The sequence below is a fragment of the Hylemonella gracilis str. Niagara R genome (assembly GCF_000600295.1).
Classification (GTDB): domain Bacteria; phylum Pseudomonadota; class Gammaproteobacteria; order Burkholderiales; family Burkholderiaceae_C; genus Hylemonella; species Hylemonella gracilis_A.
Genome location: NZ_JEMG01000001.1, coordinates 909,062 through 924,851 on the forward strand (window position 1 = coordinate 909,062; position 15,790 = coordinate 924,851).

Annotated in this window: 12 protein-coding genes; 8 read left to right on the plus strand and 4 right to left on the minus strand. The window is 68.4% G+C overall.

The genetic code is table 11. The annotated features are described in order from the left end of the window. The 4 genes from AZ34_RS04165 to AZ34_RS04180 form a co-directional block, all read left to right on the plus strand. Positions 1 to 932: MraY family glycosyltransferase (locus tag AZ34_RS04165; protein ID WP_051509523.1), on the plus strand; the 932-nt coding region annotated here is incomplete at its 5' end. A gap of 114 nt (positions 933 to 1,046) precedes the next feature. After that, positions 1,047 to 1,913, plus strand: a complete 867-nt coding sequence (gene argB / locus AZ34_RS04170) for an acetylglutamate kinase (RefSeq protein WP_035605115.1) — start codon at positions 1,047 to 1,049, stop codon at positions 1,911 to 1,913. Positions 1,914 to 2,009: 96 nt separating this feature from the next. Then, positions 2,010 to 2,693: a nucleoid occlusion factor SlmA gene (gene slmA, locus AZ34_RS04175; protein WP_035605118.1), complete on the plus strand. Its 684-nt coding sequence runs from the start codon at positions 2,010 to 2,012 to the stop codon at positions 2,691 to 2,693. A 101-nt stretch (positions 2,694 to 2,794) separates the two neighbouring features. After that, positions 2,795 to 3,643, plus strand: a complete 849-nt coding sequence (locus tag AZ34_RS04180) for a fumarylacetoacetate hydrolase family protein (RefSeq protein ID WP_035605121.1) — start codon at positions 2,795 to 2,797, stop codon at positions 3,641 to 3,643. Between the two features lie 37 nt (positions 3,644 to 3,680). Here the strand turns inward: AZ34_RS04180 and bcsB (AZ34_RS04185) are convergent, their stop codons facing one another. From bcsB (AZ34_RS04185) to bcsE, 4 genes are read right to left on the minus strand one after another with little or no spacing between them, the layout of a single operon-like run. Further along, positions 3,681 to 5,927, minus strand: coding sequence for a cellulose biosynthesis cyclic di-GMP-binding regulatory protein BcsB (gene bcsB, locus AZ34_RS04185; RefSeq protein ID WP_035605123.1), 2,247 nt, complete (start codon positions 5,925 to 5,927; stop codon positions 3,681 to 3,683). Continuing rightward, the gene (gene bcsG / locus AZ34_RS04190; RefSeq protein ID WP_081767079.1) at positions 5,917 to 7,599 is read right to left on the minus strand and encodes a cellulose biosynthesis protein BcsG; all 1,683 of its coding nucleotides are present in this window, start codon (positions 7,597 to 7,599) and stop codon (positions 5,917 to 5,919) included. The genes bcsB (AZ34_RS04185) and bcsG overlap by 11 nt, the downstream gene beginning before the upstream one ends. Further along, positions 7,592 to 7,834 (minus strand): hypothetical protein, encoded by a 243-nt coding sequence (locus AZ34_RS04195; RefSeq protein ID WP_035605126.1) that lies wholly within the window; start codon positions 7,832 to 7,834, stop codon positions 7,592 to 7,594. The genes bcsG and AZ34_RS04195 overlap by 8 nt, the downstream gene beginning before the upstream one ends. Beyond that, positions 7,831 to 9,666: a cellulose biosynthesis protein BcsE gene (gene bcsE / locus AZ34_RS04200; RefSeq protein WP_081767080.1), complete on the minus strand. Its 1,836-nt coding sequence runs from the start codon at positions 9,664 to 9,666 to the stop codon at positions 7,831 to 7,833. The genes AZ34_RS04195 and bcsE overlap by 4 nt, the downstream gene beginning before the upstream one ends. Positions 9,667 to 9,778: 112 nt before the next feature. Here bcsE and bcsR point away from each other — a divergent pair, with 112 nt between their 5' ends. From bcsR to bcsB (AZ34_RS04215), 4 genes are read left to right on the plus strand one after another with little or no spacing between them, the layout of a single operon-like run. Continuing rightward, complete coding sequence (gene bcsR, locus AZ34_RS18200) at positions 9,779 to 9,928, plus strand: BcsR/BcsP family cellulose biosynthesis protein (RefSeq protein ID WP_197026496.1); 150 nt, start codon at positions 9,779 to 9,781, stop codon at positions 9,926 to 9,928. A gap of 21 nt (positions 9,929 to 9,949) precedes the next feature. Continuing rightward, complete coding sequence (gene bcsQ / locus AZ34_RS04205) at positions 9,950 to 10,771, plus strand: cellulose biosynthesis protein BcsQ (RefSeq protein ID WP_035605132.1); 822 nt, start codon at positions 9,950 to 9,952, stop codon at positions 10,769 to 10,771. Next, the gene (bcsA, locus tag AZ34_RS04210) at positions 10,768 to 13,413 is read left to right on the plus strand and encodes a UDP-forming cellulose synthase catalytic subunit (RefSeq protein WP_197026497.1); all 2,646 of its coding nucleotides are present in this window, start codon (positions 10,768 to 10,770) and stop codon (positions 13,411 to 13,413) included. Before bcsQ ends, bcsA begins: the two co-directional genes overlap by 4 nt. Beyond that, on the plus strand, positions 13,410 to 15,782 hold the full coding sequence (gene bcsB, locus AZ34_RS04215) for a cellulose biosynthesis cyclic di-GMP-binding regulatory protein BcsB (protein WP_035605138.1): 2,373 nt from the start codon (positions 13,410 to 13,412) through the stop codon (positions 15,780 to 15,782). Before bcsA ends, bcsB (AZ34_RS04215) begins: the two co-directional genes overlap by 4 nt. Positions 15,783 to 15,790: the final 8 nt, after the last annotated feature.

Here is a 15,790-nt window from a genome sequence, read left to right on the forward strand (position 1 = left end):
GCGTGGTGCTGCTCCTGCTTGCGGGGCTGCCGGCCTTTGCCGGAGGGCTGGTGGAGGACTTGACCAAGAAGGTCTCCGTGTTCTGGCGTCTGGGTTTGACCATGGTGTCCGCCGTGCTGGGCTATGTGCTGCTGGGAGCGGAACTGAACCGATTGGACGTTCCACTTGTGGATCAGTGGGTGGACTATGCGCTGAGTTGGTGGCCTTTGTCCTTGCTGCTGACCATGGTGGCCATCGGGGGCGTGGCCAACGCCGTCAACATCATCGATGGCTTTCACGGCCTTGCGGGGGTGTTCTGTCTGATGATCTTCGGCGCTTTGGGGTATGTGGCCTTCCTGTTGGGGGACACGTTGCTGTGGACCACCTGCGCGGCCCTGATCGGTGCATTGTTCGGCTTCCTGGTCTGGAATTACCCGCGCGGCCTCATCTTCTTGGGCGATGGGGGGGCCTATTTTCTGGGTTTCATGGCCGGGGAGCTGTCGGTCTTGCTGGTGCTGCGCAACCCAGAAGTCTCGCCCTGGTTTCCCATGCTGTTGATGATCTACCCGGTGTTCGAGACGCTGTTTTCTATTTACCGTAAGAAGGTACTGCGCGGCATGTCTCCTGGGCAACCCGACGGCGTTCACCTGCACATGCTGGTTTACAAACGTTTGGTGCGCTGGGCCGTGGGGAGCGTCGAGGTGGTGGACCGCAACAACCGCAACGCCTTGACCTCGCCCTACCTCTGGGTGCTGTCTTCCCTGGCGATTTTTCCGGCCATGTTGTTCTGGCGTTCGACCCCCATCCTGATCGGCTTCGTGCTGCTGTTCGCCGTGAGCTATGTCTGGCTCTACCGCCGTATCGTGCTGTTCAAGGTACCCAGGCAATTGGTGCTGCGCAAGACGCGAACCGAGGACGAAGACAATTCCGAACAAGATTCTGTGGACCGTTAGTCAGCTTCACGGGTGATCATCCGACCGGTTCTGACTGGTGATGCAAGCTACATGGGGAAGTCCCCCGCAACTTGCGGCACAATTTGCTCGTCCTCCCTCCTTGCGTTTGCTGCCGTGACCGACGCCCAGAACTCCCCCGCCTCCTCCCACGCCAAAGCCGCCATCCTGGCCCAGGCCTTGCCCTACATCCGCCAGTTCCATGGCAAGACCATGGTCATCAAGTATGGCGGCAACGCGATGACGGAGCCAGCGCTGCAGAAGGCGTTCGCAGAGGATGTGGTTCTGCTCAAGCTGGTGGGCATCAACCCCGTGGTGGTGCACGGCGGCGGGCCGCAAATCGAGACGGCCCTGAAGCGCCTGGGCAAGAAGGGTGAGTTTGTCCAGGGCATGCGCGTGACCGACGCCGAGACCATGGAGGTCGTGGAATGGGTGCTGGCCGGTGAGGTGCAGCAGGACATCGTGGGCCTGATCAACCAGGCCGGCGGCAAGGCCGTGGGCCTGACGGGGCGCGACGGCGGCATGATCCGCGCGAAGACCTTGAATCCCGAACTGGGCCAGGTTGGCGACATCACGGCCATCGACCCGTCGGTGGTCAAGGCCTTGCAGGACGACCAGTTCATCCCGGTGGTCAGCCCCATCGGTTTTGGCGAGGCCAATGAGAGCTACAACATCAATGCCGACGTGGTAGCCGCCAGGCTGGCCATGGTGTTGCAGGCCGAGAAATTGCTCATGTTGTCCAACATCCCCGGGGTGCTGGACAAGCAGGGCCAGCTTCTGACCGAACTGACCATGAAGCGCATCGATGAACTGACGGCCGATGGCACCATCTCGGGCGGCATGATCCCGAAGATCGCGGGCGCGGTGGACGCGGCCCGCAGCGGTGTGAACGCCGTGCACATCATCGACGGCCGGGTGCCGCATGCCATGCTGCTGGAAATCCTGACGGGTGATGCCTACGGCACCATGATCCGTTCCCACTGAGTGCCTGCCGGATGGTGATTCCTTCCCATCCGGAATCTCCGCGGCCGAATGTTGGACAATGGCCCGTACCCGCTCAACACTGATTCCCCGTACCGAATGTCCGACGCCGACCTTCCCTCCGCCGCCGAATCTCCCGCCACGGACGCCCCCGAAGTCGAGGCCGGGACGGAGGCCGCCCCGGCCCGCAAGCGCCCCAAGCCGGGTGAGCGGCGCATCCAGATCCTGCAGGCGCTGGCCGCCATGCTGGAGCAGCCCGGCGCAGAGCGCATCACCACCGCGGCCCTGGCGGCCCGGCTGGAGGTGAGCGAGGCGGCGCTGTACCGCCATTTCGCCAGCAAGGCCCAGATGTTCGAGGGCTTGATCGAGTTCATCGAGCAGTCCGTGTTCACGCTGGCCAACCAGATCGCCGAGCGCGAATCCCAGGCGACTGACCCGAGCGCTGGCCTGCGCCAGGCCGCCGCGGTCGTGACCATGCTGTTGCAGTTCGCCGAGAAGAACCCCGGCATGGTGCGCGTGATGGTCGGCGACGCCCTGGTCTACGAGAACGAGCGCCTGCAGCAGCGCATGAACCAGTTCTTCGACAAGATCGAAACCCTGCTCAAGCAAGGCCTGCGCTTCGGCGCGGCGGCCGATGCGTCCACACCCTCGGCCGACGCCCAGGTGCAGGCCTCGGTGCTCACGGCCTTTGTGGTGGGTCGCCTGCAGCGCTTTGCCCGCTCGGGCTTTCGCCGCCCGCCCACGGAATTCCTGGACGACAGCCTGGCCCAGATGCTGCGCTGAGGCGCTGCCCGCTGGGTTGGGGCAGGGCACTGTTTGTGGTGCGGGGTGGTGCCTGTTCGCAAGCACCCCAGCACAGAGAGAAAAGCAAGAGGAGACCCGCCATGAAACTCGTTCGTTACGGCAAGCCCGGCCTGGAAAAACCCGGCCTGATCGATGCCGAGGGCCGGCTGCGCTCGCTGGCCGGCGTGGTACCGGATATCGGTCCGACCCAGCTGTCAGACGCCGCGCTGGCCAAGCTGCAAAAACTGAACGCAGACAAGCTGCCCCTGGTGCGAGGCAAGGTCCGACTCGGCGCTCCGGTGGCCGGCACGCCCAAGTTCATCGCCATCGGCCTGAACTACAGCGACCACGCCAAGGAAGCGGGCATGCCCATTCCGGCCGAACCCATCGTGTTCACCAAGGCCATCAGCTGCATCCAGGGGCCGGACGACGACGTGATGCTGCCCAAGGGCAGCCAGAAGGGTGACTGGGAGGTGGAGCTGGGCGTGGTCATCGGCAGGACCGCGCGCCACGTCACGCAGAAGGCCGCGCTGGACCATGTGGCGGGTTATGTGCTGGCCAATGACGTGAGCGAACGCGCCTTCCAGCTGGAGCGCGGCGGCCAGTGGGACAAGGGCAAGGGCTGTGACACCTTCGGTCCGCTCGGGCCCTGGCTGGTGACAAAAGACGAGATTCCAAACCCGCAGAAGCTGGCCATGTGGCTGGATGTGAACGGCCAGCGCATGCAGACCGGCAACACGCGCACCATGATTTTCAGCGTGGCCAAGATCGTCAGCCACCTGAGCGAGTACACGACGCTCACGCCCGGCGACGTGATCATCACCGGCACGCCGCCCGGCGTGGGCATGGGCATGAAGCCCCAGCGCTTCCTGCAGCCCGGGGATGTGATGACGCTGGGCATCGAAGGCCTGGGCATGCAGACCCAGCGTGTGGTCGCCTTCAAGCGTTGAGTGCCCAGCCAAGCACGGATCGTCCGTCACAGGACGTTCAGCCGCCCGGCTCGCCCAGCCGGCGTTCGGCGGTGGCTTTCAGGCTGCGCCAGAGCGCGAAGGCCAGCACCAGAACGGCCAGCACGGCCATCAGTGCCAGCAGTACGGGGTGACCCGACAGCGGATACCAGATGGCCGTCCAGAAAGGCAGTTGACCCGTCGTGTAGCCGTGGCGGGCCGGCACACTGTGGGCCGCGGCGCCTTGCTTGCCCGGCAACAGCACCGCACCGCCGTGCAGCGTGTAGATGGCCGCGTCCTGGTCCAGCAGGTCCAGCACCTGCGTGTAGTGCTCGGGCTTGAATGCCGTCACGGCCACCACGCTGCGCCCTGGCGTCAAGGGTGACTCGAAACCCAGCAAGGCCGCCTCCGTGGTCCCGTGGTCGTCCAGGGTGGCTTGCCAGGCGTCGCGCCAGGTGTGCAGCAAGGGCAGGCGGTCGGGCGCGCCGACCATCAGCAGGTCGCGCCCCTGCAGCGCGGCCGGTTCGCCTTGGATCTCACCGCGTGCAATCTGCAAGCGCGTGGCGGGGTAACCCGTGCTTGCGCCCATGCGCGCCAGCAGCGCGAGCAGCACCTCGATTTCCGGCACGGCGGGCGCTTGCGGCAGCAGCGCCACGGTCTGCGCCAGGTCGGCGTGGATGGTGAAAGGAAAGCCCGAGGTCGCGAAATATCCCAGATGCGGCATCTCCGCGTAATGGGGGTGCCCCGAAAAATCGATGCGCGAGTCGGCGTCGATCATGGCGCGCAGGCTGTCCGGCCGCGTCTCGCCGCAGGCCGGGTCCGTCGGCGCGCCGAACTCGAACACATAGTCGAGCTGGTTGCGACTGCCGAGCTTGAAGGCCGGGATCAGCACTTCGCGGCTGTCGCTCAACAGGCCGGTGTCCAGCAGGGGCAGCACCACGCGCGCCGCCGCCCCGCCCCGGCCGCTGGGGCTCAGCGCCATCGTCTGCACCGCTTCGCCGTTGATGCGCATGGTCACGCGCGCCTGGCCGCCCGCCGCCGTGGCCTGCGCGTTGGGCGGGGTGTAGCGCAGCTTCAGGTCCACCGGCACCCCAGGGCTGCGCCAGGTGAAGAGATCGGGTGGGATGCGCAAGCTGATGCTGACTGGTGGCGGTGCCTGGCCGCTGACCTGCAACTGCCCGGCGGAGGTGATCAATTCACCGAAGCGCATCGGCCGGTCCAGTCGGACCCAGTTGGGTGCGTCATAGGGCAGGCGCGGCGGGGCCGGGGATGCGGTGAGCACGCGGGCTTGTGCACCGGACAGGCCGGCGGTGCCCAGCACCAGCGCCTGGGCCGCGCGCACGAGTTCTGCACCATCCCGTCCACCGATCAGCAGCAGCCTGGCCGTGGGATCACGCGGATGGTCGAGCAGGCGCAACTCAGGACCGGTAAAGGGCGGCTGGGCCAGGCCAGGCGCGGCCAGGAAAGCTGGGCTTTCGGTGTTGGTGGCGAACACCAGGGCATGGCCCGGGGGCAGGGTGTCGAGGTGGACGGGAAAGCGTGGTTTGCGCCAGTCGGCCAGCACGCCCAGCCAGGACGCGGCCATGCCTGCGGCCCGCAGCGCCGCGTCCGTGGGGGTAGCCGCGAACACAAAGGGCAGGCGGGGCGGCATCGTGTCGGCGGGGTCGAAAAAGGGCTCGGGCAGCAGCGCCAGGTCTTTCTCGACGGCTTGGGGCCGCACGGTCAGGCTGAGTCTGCTGTCGGAGGCGATGTCCACCCACGTTGCGTCGGCCGGTGCGGTGGCGCTTGGCGCGGGGCAGGTGTCGGTGGCCGCTTCCTGGCCCAGCAGTTCCAGACGCAGCTGGTTGTAGCGGCCCAGGGCCGAGGGGGCCAGCGGGATCTCGCGCGTGACGCCACCCGGCCGGCCTTGGCCATCCGGTGCTGGTGCCCTGGGCATCGGCAGCGTGGCGACCACCTGGCCATTGAGCAGCACCCGGATTTGCGCGCGCCCGGGGGTGAGCCCCGGTGAGAAGCTGTGACTCAGTCGCAACGTGGCCCGCGTCACCTGTTCGTCGGCGCGCAGACCAAAGAACCAGGGTGGCGCGGGCTGGCTCGGGCGCAGTCGCAGCGTGGCTTGCCCGTTCGGGGGGGCGAAGCTGACCAGGCGGGTCCGCTCCGTGGGGGGTGCGGTGGGCTGATTCGATGCGTTCAGTTCGGCCCGCGCCGACGGGGCCAAGACCGCCGACAGCGCCAGCGCGGCCCAGCAAGGCCAGAGCCGCAGGCCGAACAGGACCCGATCAAGGCGCATAGTCCTGCCAGCTTTGGCCTTTGCGCTGGACCAGGTAGTGGCCGGCACCCGTGTCACTGCCCGCGTCGGGCAAGGCCAGCATCACCGTGCCGTCGTTGTCGGCCACGTAGTGGGTGGCGGGCAGTTGCCGAGCGTAGTCGGCCATGCGGAATCCCGCCGACGCGGCAGCGGACGCGTCCTGCTGCGCTGGGTAGGGCGGCGTGGCGATCAGTTGGGCCAGCAATTGCGACAGGCCCAAGTAGCTGCTGGGCTGGTCGATGCGCAAGGCCGCGTCTTCGCGGCGCGCGCCGATGACCTTCACGCCCACGGGCACGTTGGTGATCTGCGGCGTCGGCATGTCCCGCAGCCCGGCGATCTGGTAGCGGTCGCCGCGTAGCGCGGCGCCGTGCTCGGGCGTGAGCACCACGATGACCCGTCGTCCGCTCTGCTCCAGCAGGTTCAGGAAGGCGTTGATGTCGTCGAACAGCTTGCCCGCGCGCAGGCGGTAGCTGGCTGCGGCGTCCAGCCGAGCGCCGGTGCTCAGCTTGTTGCCATCGTGCAGGCTGATGGTGTTGTAGTAGAGCGCCGCGCGTGCCTGCGTGCTCTGATCCGGGTCGCGGTGCGTGCGTCCGTCCAGCCAGCGCGCGAGCACGGCGAGATCGTCGTGGATGGGGGAGTCGTCGAAGCCACGTTGCGGGACGGGCGTGCCTTCCAAGGGTAGCGGTGGCGCGTTCAGCCCCTGCCGGCGCAGCACCGACAGGAAGTCATCGAAATGCCCATCGTGGTTCAGCGCCAGCTCGGGCGTGAAACCGGCGCGCTTCAGGTTCGGGAACAGATAACAGCTGTCCGCAGCGGTGTCGTACAGGCCTTGGTGGGGCGTCTGCCCGCACAGCGCGCGATGGATGCGGATGGCCGAGGGCCCGCTATAGGACGCCGCTGAATTGAAACGGGTGAACAGCGCGTCGAAGCGGGACCACAGCGGATGCCCGTCCAGCCCGCTGAACTGCAGATCGTCCCAGGACAGGGAGCAGACATGCAGGAACACGAGGTCGAAGGGCGGGGCCTCACCCCTGGCTGCCAAGTCTGGCAACGACACGACACGGCGCGCCTCGGCCGCGTAGAAGTCACGCAGCAGGGCATCCGGTCCCTGATCGCGCTGCGCCGTGGTGGCGGGCAGGGCGCCCGCACTGGCCAATGAAGGGCCCTTTGCCAGCATCTGGGTGTATGGCATGACCGCAAGGACGAGCAGGGCGGCGGTGACCAGCACGCCCACCCGGATGTAGCGCGACACGATGTGCTGCGCCGCCCAGGCCAGCACCAGCAGGGCGACCACTTCCACGTTCACGAAGCGCCCGGCCAGTTCCAGCAGGTAGTCGGCGCTGAAATCCGTGAGCAAGGTGGCCTGCGACCACAGCCGGGAAAAGGGCGGCAGCCAGGACTCGTGGTAGAGCAACGCCACCGCCACCGGCACGGCCAGCACCAGGCGCAGCCGCCGCCAGGCCGGTGGCAGGGGCGCCAGCAGCGCGGCGGCAAAGGCCAGGTTTTCGAGCGCGTGGAAGTCGATCAGCCCGCGTCCGTGGAGCAGAAACTTGGCGATGAAATAGAAACTCCAGCCGCCGAGCTGGATCGACGCTGCAGGGGACGCGGGACCGTGCGCCACCGGGGCCGGGCCGGTACGGGGCGGTTCAATCATGGGGCTGGGCACCGCGCGATGGGTGGGCGTGCTGGTTCGGGGTTCGTGCAGCAGCAGGGGGCAGGGCCTTGGGCTTGGCCCCTGGGCTGCGCGGGCCGGGTGTCCACGGGCGCAGCACCTCCCACTGGTAGCGACGGCGGCGCAGCAGGGTTCTCAGCGCACCCAGGGGGCGGTGCAGATGGTGGCCGATCAGCACGCCCAGGGCGAAGATCAGCAGGGCAACTGTGAAGGTCATGGATGTACGGGGGAAGCTGGAGGCTGGGTGCTGGCGGCGGACTCGGACTCGGACTCGGACTCGGACTCGGACTCGGACTCGGACTCGGCGCGGGGCGCGGTGCGCAGGGCCAGCGGGGCCGGCACGGCCGGGGGCGGCGCCGGATAGCGGGCCATGTCGCGTGCCGTGTAGTTCGACCTGGGGTGCGACCCTGGCGCGGCGGTGGTTTCGGGCCGCGCGGTCCCATTCTGGGGAGCGGGCTGCCCGGCCCAGGTCATGGGCGTGTCCATCAGGCGCGCCAGTTCGCCGCCCAGGTCGGGGAAACGAGCGCTGGTGTGACGGGTGTCCAGCTCCCGCAGCGCGTCCTCGATGGCGCGCGCCGAGAGCAGGCGGTCGTCGCCGGTGAAGAGCTCACCCACGGGCAGGGTGAAGAGGCGGCCCAGGGTGGCGTCCACGTCGTTCTCACGACAGGCATAGAGGAAGAGGTAGATGCTGGCTTGATCGGCGCAGCAGAGGTCGCCCGCGCGCTTGATCTTGCAGTAGCGCAGGGCGTCCAGGGGCAGCAGGCCGTAGGCCAAGGGCAGGCGCAGCAGCGCCACCTGCACGCCCAGCACCCGGCTCTGGGCCAGCGCGGTGCGCACCGCGCGCGTGAATTCGGCCGGTGGCAGGTAGCCACGCTCCTGCTCGGGCATGGCTTGTTGCAGTGCTTGTTCGTAGCTCGAGGGCAGGCTGTGCGGGAAGACCTGGCCTTGCACCATGGTGCTCAGGCTGAGAAAACGCGTGGTGCTGAGTTCGGCCGGCACCACCAGGTTGGCGCCCAGCCGCACGGCCAGCGTCTCCTGGTTGTAGCGCAGGCGCGAGCCGACCTCGCGCACCAGGATCTTGACCCGCGGTCCGCCGCGCTTGCGCAGGTCGAAAATGCAGCGCGCCCACGCGTCGAAGTCAGTGGCAGGCGTGAAGGCCAGCACGAAGGTCGCGGCCACCGCCTCCACCCCCAGCGCCTGCAGCAGGCCCGGGTCGTCGTCGGTGATGCGCCAGCCCGAGGGGGCTTTCTCCTGCGGCGCGAAGACCGAGCGCATGGCGATGAACTGTGTTTCGTCGGCGGCGGGGGCCAGCGCAGTGCTGGGCGCCAGCTCGCGGCCTGGCCTGTCGGGGCCCGCTTCCTCGGCTTGCAGCATGCCCTGGGCGTCGAGGCGCAGCGGCACGCTGCGGTCCATCCGCAGGCCTTCCGGGTGGAACCAGTGAAAAATGCCCAATGTGGTCGCGCCGTGGCGGCTTTTGAGTTCGATCAGGCCGGCAAAGGCCGCGACCAGCGGCCTCAGTGCGGCCAGCGCGCGGGCGTGTTCGCGAAACAGCAGGACCACGGCGCAATCGGCCTGTTCGGCGTGCGCGCGCCAGAACCGCAGCGTGGCCTCGTCCAGCGCGGGGAACAGGGTTTCGGCGCCGTTGATGACCAGCAAGCCGGGCGTCTGGCCGCCACGCCGCGCCTGGTGCGCCAAGTCGTGCGCCACGCGGCGCACGCGGACCTGTTGTTCCGCCGACGAGGGCGGAAGGGTTGCGCGTGGCGCGGGCTCCATTTCAAACACCGTGAGGGTTTTGTGGGACAGGGCGTTCTGAACGCGTTGCCACAGCCGGGTTTGTGCGAGGTTCTCGGCAATGCCGGGCGCTGAAATCAGGCTGGCCGGCCGCTCCTGTGCCGAGGCGTCCAGCAGGGTGTGCCAGAGCAGGGCTGCTGCTGCCCCGTCGTCCTCCGCGGCGATGGCGTACAACTTTCCCTGCTCCAAATTCAGCACGGGCGCCAGATGTCCGATGCGCAGACCGTGTCTGGAATGGGGATTTATTGTTACAACCATTGCTTGATTTGTAACATAATCGGGTTTTCCCTGCTTGGTTTCCTGTTTCCCGATGGCTGTTCCGACTCGATATTCCGACCCCCTCAGTGCAAGCGGCGCTCCGGGAAACGATGTGAACCAGCTCTACGCGCATGTGGGCGCGGCGACGCGCTCCCACCACTACCGTGAGTTGGTGCGCGAAGAAGCCGCCCGGGTCGCGGCCGCCCGCTGGCCCTTGCTGGCCGAAGTCGAAAACCTGTCCGCCCGGCCGAACGGCCAGTGAAGGCAGAGAGCGAAGCCGCGTGTGAGGGTCGTCGCAGTCCTGGGTGCCACCGGTGGCGCGGGTGCCACCACCACCGTGGCGCATCTGGCGTCCGCCCTCGCCGCGCAGCCGCGCACGGCCCTGGCGCTCGATGTCTGTCCGGCCAATGCCTTGCGCCTGCATTTCGGCATGGCTTGGGCGGAAGAGGGGGGCTGGGCCCGGCACGTGCTGGACGGCCAGGACTGGCAGACCGCCGCCTGGCGTGACAGCCAGGGGCGGCATTTCCTGCCATTTGGGACGCTGGACGAGGGCCGCGCGCTCGCGGGCCTGGCCCAGTGGCTGGGGGAACGCCCGGGCTGGCTGCGCGACCGTCTGGGTGAGTTGCAGTTCGAGGACGGCGCGGTCGTGGTCTGTGATGCGCCCGCCGGGCCCTCGGCCTGGCGAGACCAGGTGTTGGCCGCCGCCGATCTTGTGCTGATGCTGTGCGCGCCGGACACCTTGTCCTACGCCCACGCCACCCGCTTCGTGGACCGCGCGCGCCACCAAGGCTTCGGCGGGCGCGCCTCGCCCGAGGTGGTCATCGTGCTCAACGGCTTCGACCCCGCGCGTCAGCTCGACCGCGACATTGCCCTGCTGTTGCGCACGCAGTACAAGCCGGTCTTCTCGCCAGTCCTCGTGCACCGTGACGAGTCCTTGCGAGAGGCCCTGGCCTGCAAGCAGACGGTGTTCGACTTCGCGCCGCGCAGCCAGGCCGCCCACGACCATGCCGCGCTGGGGACGTGGACGCTGGCGCGGCTCGGGCAGATCGTTCAGGGCATGCAGGGGGGCCAGGCGCTGGCGCCGGCCCCGGAACAACGCGCGTGATCAAACCGGCCGCCGCCTTGTCGTCCCTCCTGCGGCGCCTGGCGCGCGCGGCTGGCCTGCCCCCTGGTCTGGCCTGGCATGACCAACTGCTGTCCCTGCTGTTTCGCCAGGCCCCGCTGACGACCGTGGCCGGCTGGCGCGATGCGCTCGCGGCCTGCTTTCCCCACGTGAACCTGCGTCGCCCGCGCCTGGGCGACCTGCTGCGCGTGCCCCTGCAAGTGCTGTGGTTGCTCTTGGTGCGGGTATCGCCCCAGCAACGGCCCCGAGCGGCTGGGGCTTTGCTCGGCGCTGCGGTGCGCCGACCCGCGCGGGCGGCCACTGCCTGGCTGCGTCGCGCTTTGGCGTCGCTGCAGCCCGCGCGATCCGACTTGCGGCGGCTGCAGGCGCGTTCCGGCGCCATGTCCTTGTCCCTCGCCGCGCATGGTCTCTGGGATCGTCCGCTGATCCGTTACCTCGCTTACGCCCTGGCCGCCGTGCTGGCCTTGCTGTGCGTGACGACCCCGTTCAACACCCTGGCCCAACTGGTCTTTGTCACCCTGCTGTGGGCCATCGCCATGCTGGTGCGGCAGGTGCCGGGTTCGGTGGGGACGCTGCTGCTGATCGTGCTGTCGCTCACCGCCTCCTCGCGCTACCTCTGGTGGCGCTTTACGGAGACGCTGAACTGGCAGGAGAGCCTGGACCTGGTCTGGGGTCTGCTGCTGCTGGCGGCCGAGGTCTACACCTGGATCATCCTGCTGCTGGGCTACGCCCAATCGGCATGGCCCTTGAAGCGCAAGCCCGCGCCCCTGCCCAAGGACACGCGCGACTGGCCCACGGTGGACGTGTACATCCCGACCTACAACGAGCCGCTGAGCGTGGTCATGCCCACGGTCCACGCGGCCCTGGGGCTCGACTGGCCGCGCGACAAGATCAAGGTCTGGCTGCTCGACGACGGCCGCCGCGAGGCCTTTCGCCAGTTCGCCGAGCAGGCCGGCGTGGGCTACATCGTGCGCCCCGACAACAAGCACGCCAAGGCGGGCAATCTCAACCACGCGCTGACCCGCACAGAGGGCGAGTACATCGCCATCTTCGATTGCGACCACATTCCGGTGCGCTCCTTCCTGCAGGCCACCATGGGTTGGTTCCTGCGCGACCCCAAGCTGGCCTTGGTGCAGACGCCGCATCACTTCTTTTCACCCGATCCCTTCGAGCGCAACCTGGGCCTGTTTCGCAGCATGCCCAACGAAGGCGAGCTGTTCTACGGCGTGATCCAGGACGGCAACGACCTGTGGAACGCCGCCTTCTTCTGTGGCTCCTGCGCGGTGCTCAAACGCGAGCCCTTGTTGGAGGTGGGCGGCATCGCGGTCGAGACGGTGACGGAAGACGCCCACACCGCGCTCAAGCTCCAGCGCCGGGGCTACAACACGGCTTACGTCAATGTGCCGCAGGCGGCGGGGCTGGCCACAGAGAGCCTGTCCGCCCACATCGGCCAGCGCGTGCGCTGGGCGCGCGGCATGGCGCAGATCTTCCGCATCGACAACCCCTTTCTGGGCAAGGGCCTGAGCTGGATGCAGCGCATCTGCTACGGCAACGCCATGCTGCACTTCCTCAACGGCGGGCCGCGTCTGATCTTCCTGACCGCGCCGCTGGCCTTCCTGCTGTTTCACGCCTACGTGATCTACGCGCCGGCCATCGCCGTGCTGCTTTATGTGCTGCCGCACATGGCGCACGCCAACCTCACCAATTCGCGCATCCAGGGCGCGCACCGCCATTCCTTCTGGGCCGAGGTCTACGAGACCGTGCTGGCCTGGTACATCTGGCGCCCCACCCTGGCTGCCCTGATCGACCCGCGCCAGGGCCAGTTCAACGTCACGGGCAAGGGCGGCCTGGTCGAGCGCGACTACTTCGACTGGCGCATCTCGCTGCCCTACCTCGTCATCATCGGCCTGAATCTGCTGGGGCTGGGTTTTGGTCTCTGGCGCCTGTTCTGGGGACCGGCGGACGAGATCCCGACCACGCTGCTGAACCTGTTCTGGGTGGGCTACAACGTGCTGCTGCTGGGCGCGGCCATGTCGGTGGCATCCGAAACCCGCCAAGTGCGGCGCGCCCATCGCGTGGAGATGCGATTGCCTGCCGTGCTGCGCCGGCCCGACGGTCTGCTGCTGCGTTGCGAGACCGAGGATTTCTCCGAGGGTGGCCTGTCCCTCGCCGTGCCGGTCGAACAGGGCTTGGCGGTCCAGGTGGCGGTGCAGGTGTCCTTGTGGCGCGGCGAGGAGGAACATGTCTTCCCAGCCCAGGTGGTCGGCAGCTCGGCCACCCGTCTGCGCCTGCGCTGGACCTTGGAAAGCGCCGAGCAGCGGATGGCCCTGGTGCAGTGCACCTTTGGACGCGCGGATGCCTGGCTGACTTGGTCCGAGGGGCGGCGGCGGGACCGCCCCCTGGCCGGCTTGCGCCAGGTGCTGCGCACCGGTGTGGACGGCTACCTGCGCGTCGCCGAACATGTTTCTCCCCACACGGCGCCGCTCACGCGCGCCATCCGTGCCGTCACCGAGGGCCTCGGCAGTTTCTTGCCGCGCATGCCCGGGCCCATCACGCCGCAGTCTCTCGAGCCCCGCCCGGCGCCCGCCCGGGGCGGCGCCCCTCAGCCCAAAGAATTTGCATGAAACGATCGACCTACGCCAACTTGCGGCCCATCGGGCGCGCTGCAGCGCTCACCGTGCTTGCCACCGCGCCACTGCTGACCCCGGTGCCCGCCTGGCCACAGACCGTCGTGGCGGCGGCATCTGGCGCCACCAGCACCGCCCTGCTCGCGCCGACCGGCACACCGGCGGCGGTTAGCGCAGCCAGGTCCTCGCCACCGACCCAGGTGCGTCGCCTGAACCTGGGCCAGCTGGGCAACCAGACCGCTTTCCGCCTGCGCACCACCGAAGGCCGGGCCGACATCAACTTCGGCCTGCGCGCCGACGAGCTGGTCACGCGCGCCGTGCTGCGCCTGCGCTACGCCTATTCGCCCTCCTTGATTCCCGAGCATTCGCACATCAAGGTGCTGCTCAACGACGAGCTGATGACCACTTTGTCTTTCACGGCCGCCCAGGCCGGTCAGCCCGTGACGCAAGAAGTCCCGATCGACCCGCGTTTCATCGTCGACTTCAACCGCCTGACCCTGCAGTTCGTCGGCCACTACGCGCAAAACTGCGAGCTCACCACGCACAGCAGCCTCTGGGCCGACGTCAGCGGCGCCAGCGAATTGGAGCTGACCGTGCGCCCGATCGAGCTGCGCGACAACCTGGCCACGCTGCCCGAGCCCTTCTTTGATCCGCGCGATCTGGGGCGGCTGAATCTGCCCTTTGTGTTCGCCGCGCAGCCGTCCGCCGACACGCTGCGCGCCGCAGGCATCACGGCCTCGTGGTTTGGGCAACTGGCGGCCTGGCGCGGTGCGCGCTTCACGGCCCATTTGGACGGCGTGGATGGCGCGCCGCCCCCGGGGCACGCGCTGGTCTTCGCGACCAACAGCGAGCGCCCGGCCTGGCTGGCGCAGCAGCCGCCTTACAACGGGCCGGGCCTGAGCATGCAGAGCAATCCGGGTGATGGGTGGTCGCGCCTGCTGCTCGTCAGCGGTCGTGATGGCGAGGACCTGCGGGTCGCCGCCGATGCGCTGGTGCGCGGCGCCACCGGGCTGTCGGGTTCGCAAGTGGCCGTGCAGGCCAGTCCTGCGCCCGGCACGCGCACGCCTTACGACGCACCCAACTGGGTGCGCATGGACCGCCCCACGACCTTTGGTGAACTGGTGCAGGCGCCGCAGCAGTTGCAGGCGGCGGGCCGCCAGCCCGACCACATCCGGGTGGACCTGCGCATCCCGCCCGACCTCTACACCTGGAAAAGCCGGGGCGTGCCGGTGGACCTGAAGTTCCGCTACACACCGCCCGTGCGCGCCAGCGAATCGCGCATGACCATGAGCCTGAACGATGCACTGGTGCAGGCCTTCAACCTGCGCGCCTCCGAGCCCGGCCGCAGCGCGGACCGATCCTGGGCCCCACCCTTGATGGACCGGGGCCTGGCCGTCGAGCGCCAGCGCGTGATGGTCTCGCCCTTCCAGCTCGCGCCGCGCAGCCAGCTGCAGTACGCCTATTCCTTCGCCACGCACCGCGGCGGTGACTGCGAAAACCCTGCCGTGGACAACGCGCGTGGTGCGATCGACCCCGACTCGACGATCGACTTTTCGGGTTACCCGCATTACGCCGAGCTGCCGCAACTCAGCCATTTTGCCTCCCTGGGCTTCCCCTTCACCCGCTACGCAGACCTGTCCCAGACGGCGGTGGTGATGCCCGAGCAGCCGGGCCGCGAAGACATCGAAACCCTGCTCACCTTGCTGGGCCGCATGGGCGAATCCACAGGTTACCCGGCCACGCGGGTCGCGGTGGTGGGGCCGCAGCAGGTGGCCACGGTGCGGGACCGCGACCTGTTGCTGATCGGCGCTGCACCCGGCCAGCGACTGCTGCAGGACTGGAGCACACACTTGCCTGCCATGGTCATGGGCACGCAGCGCCGCGTCAGCCAGCCAGCGCGCCCGGTCTCGGCCTTGTACGGCGGCTTGGGCCTGCCGCGCGAGCCGGCCGCCGCGACGCAGGAACACATCGAAGGCACTGGCCCCCTGGCCGCGTTGCTGGGCTTTGAATCTCCCTTGACATCCGGTCGCAGCGTGGTGGCCGTGACGGCGGGCGAAACCCGCGACCTGCCCAAGCTGCTGGACGCGTTGGAGACCCAGGCTGGTGCCATGCACGGCAGCGTAGTCCTCGTGCGCAGCTTGAGGGATGGGATCACGGGGCGTGATGCCGTGAAGGTCGAGAGCATCGCGGTCGGGCCGACCTACACCATCGGCGTGCTGCCGTTCTGGATGGTCATGGGCCATTGGTTGTGGGAGCACCCCACGCTGTTGGGCCTGCTTCTGCTGGGCTTGGCCGCCACGGGCCTGCTGCTTTTGTGGAAACTGTGGCTGGCCCTGCGCTTGCGTCGGGGGCGCGCTCGGGCATGAAGCGGCGC

Bases quoted from the DNA above. Each gene is read 5' to 3' on its own strand.
- slmA (WP_035605118.1), top strand. From the start codon at position 2,010: ATGTCCGACGCCGACCTTCCCTCCGCCGCCGAATCTCCCGCCACGGAC.
- AZ34_RS04180 (WP_035605121.1), top strand. From the start codon at position 2,795: ATGAAACTCGTTCGTTACGGCAAGCCCGGCCTGGAAAAACCCGGCCTG.
- bcsB (WP_035605123.1), bottom strand. From the start codon at position 5,927: ATGCGCCTTGATCGGGTCCTGTTCGGCCTGCGGCTCTGGCCTTGCTGG.
- bcsG (WP_081767079.1), bottom strand. From the start codon at position 7,599: ATGATTGAACCGCCCCGTACCGGCCCGGCCCCGGTGGCGCACGGTCCC.
- AZ34_RS04195 (WP_035605126.1), bottom strand. From the start codon at position 7,834: ATGACCTTCACAGTTGCCCTGCTGATCTTCGCCCTGGGCGTGCTGATC.
- bcsE (WP_081767080.1), bottom strand. From the start codon at position 9,666: ATGGTTGTAACAATAAATCCCCATTCCAGACACGGTCTGCGCATCGGA.
- bcsB (WP_035605138.1), top strand. From the start codon at position 13,410: ATGAAACGATCGACCTACGCCAACTTGCGGCCCATCGGGCGCGCTGCA.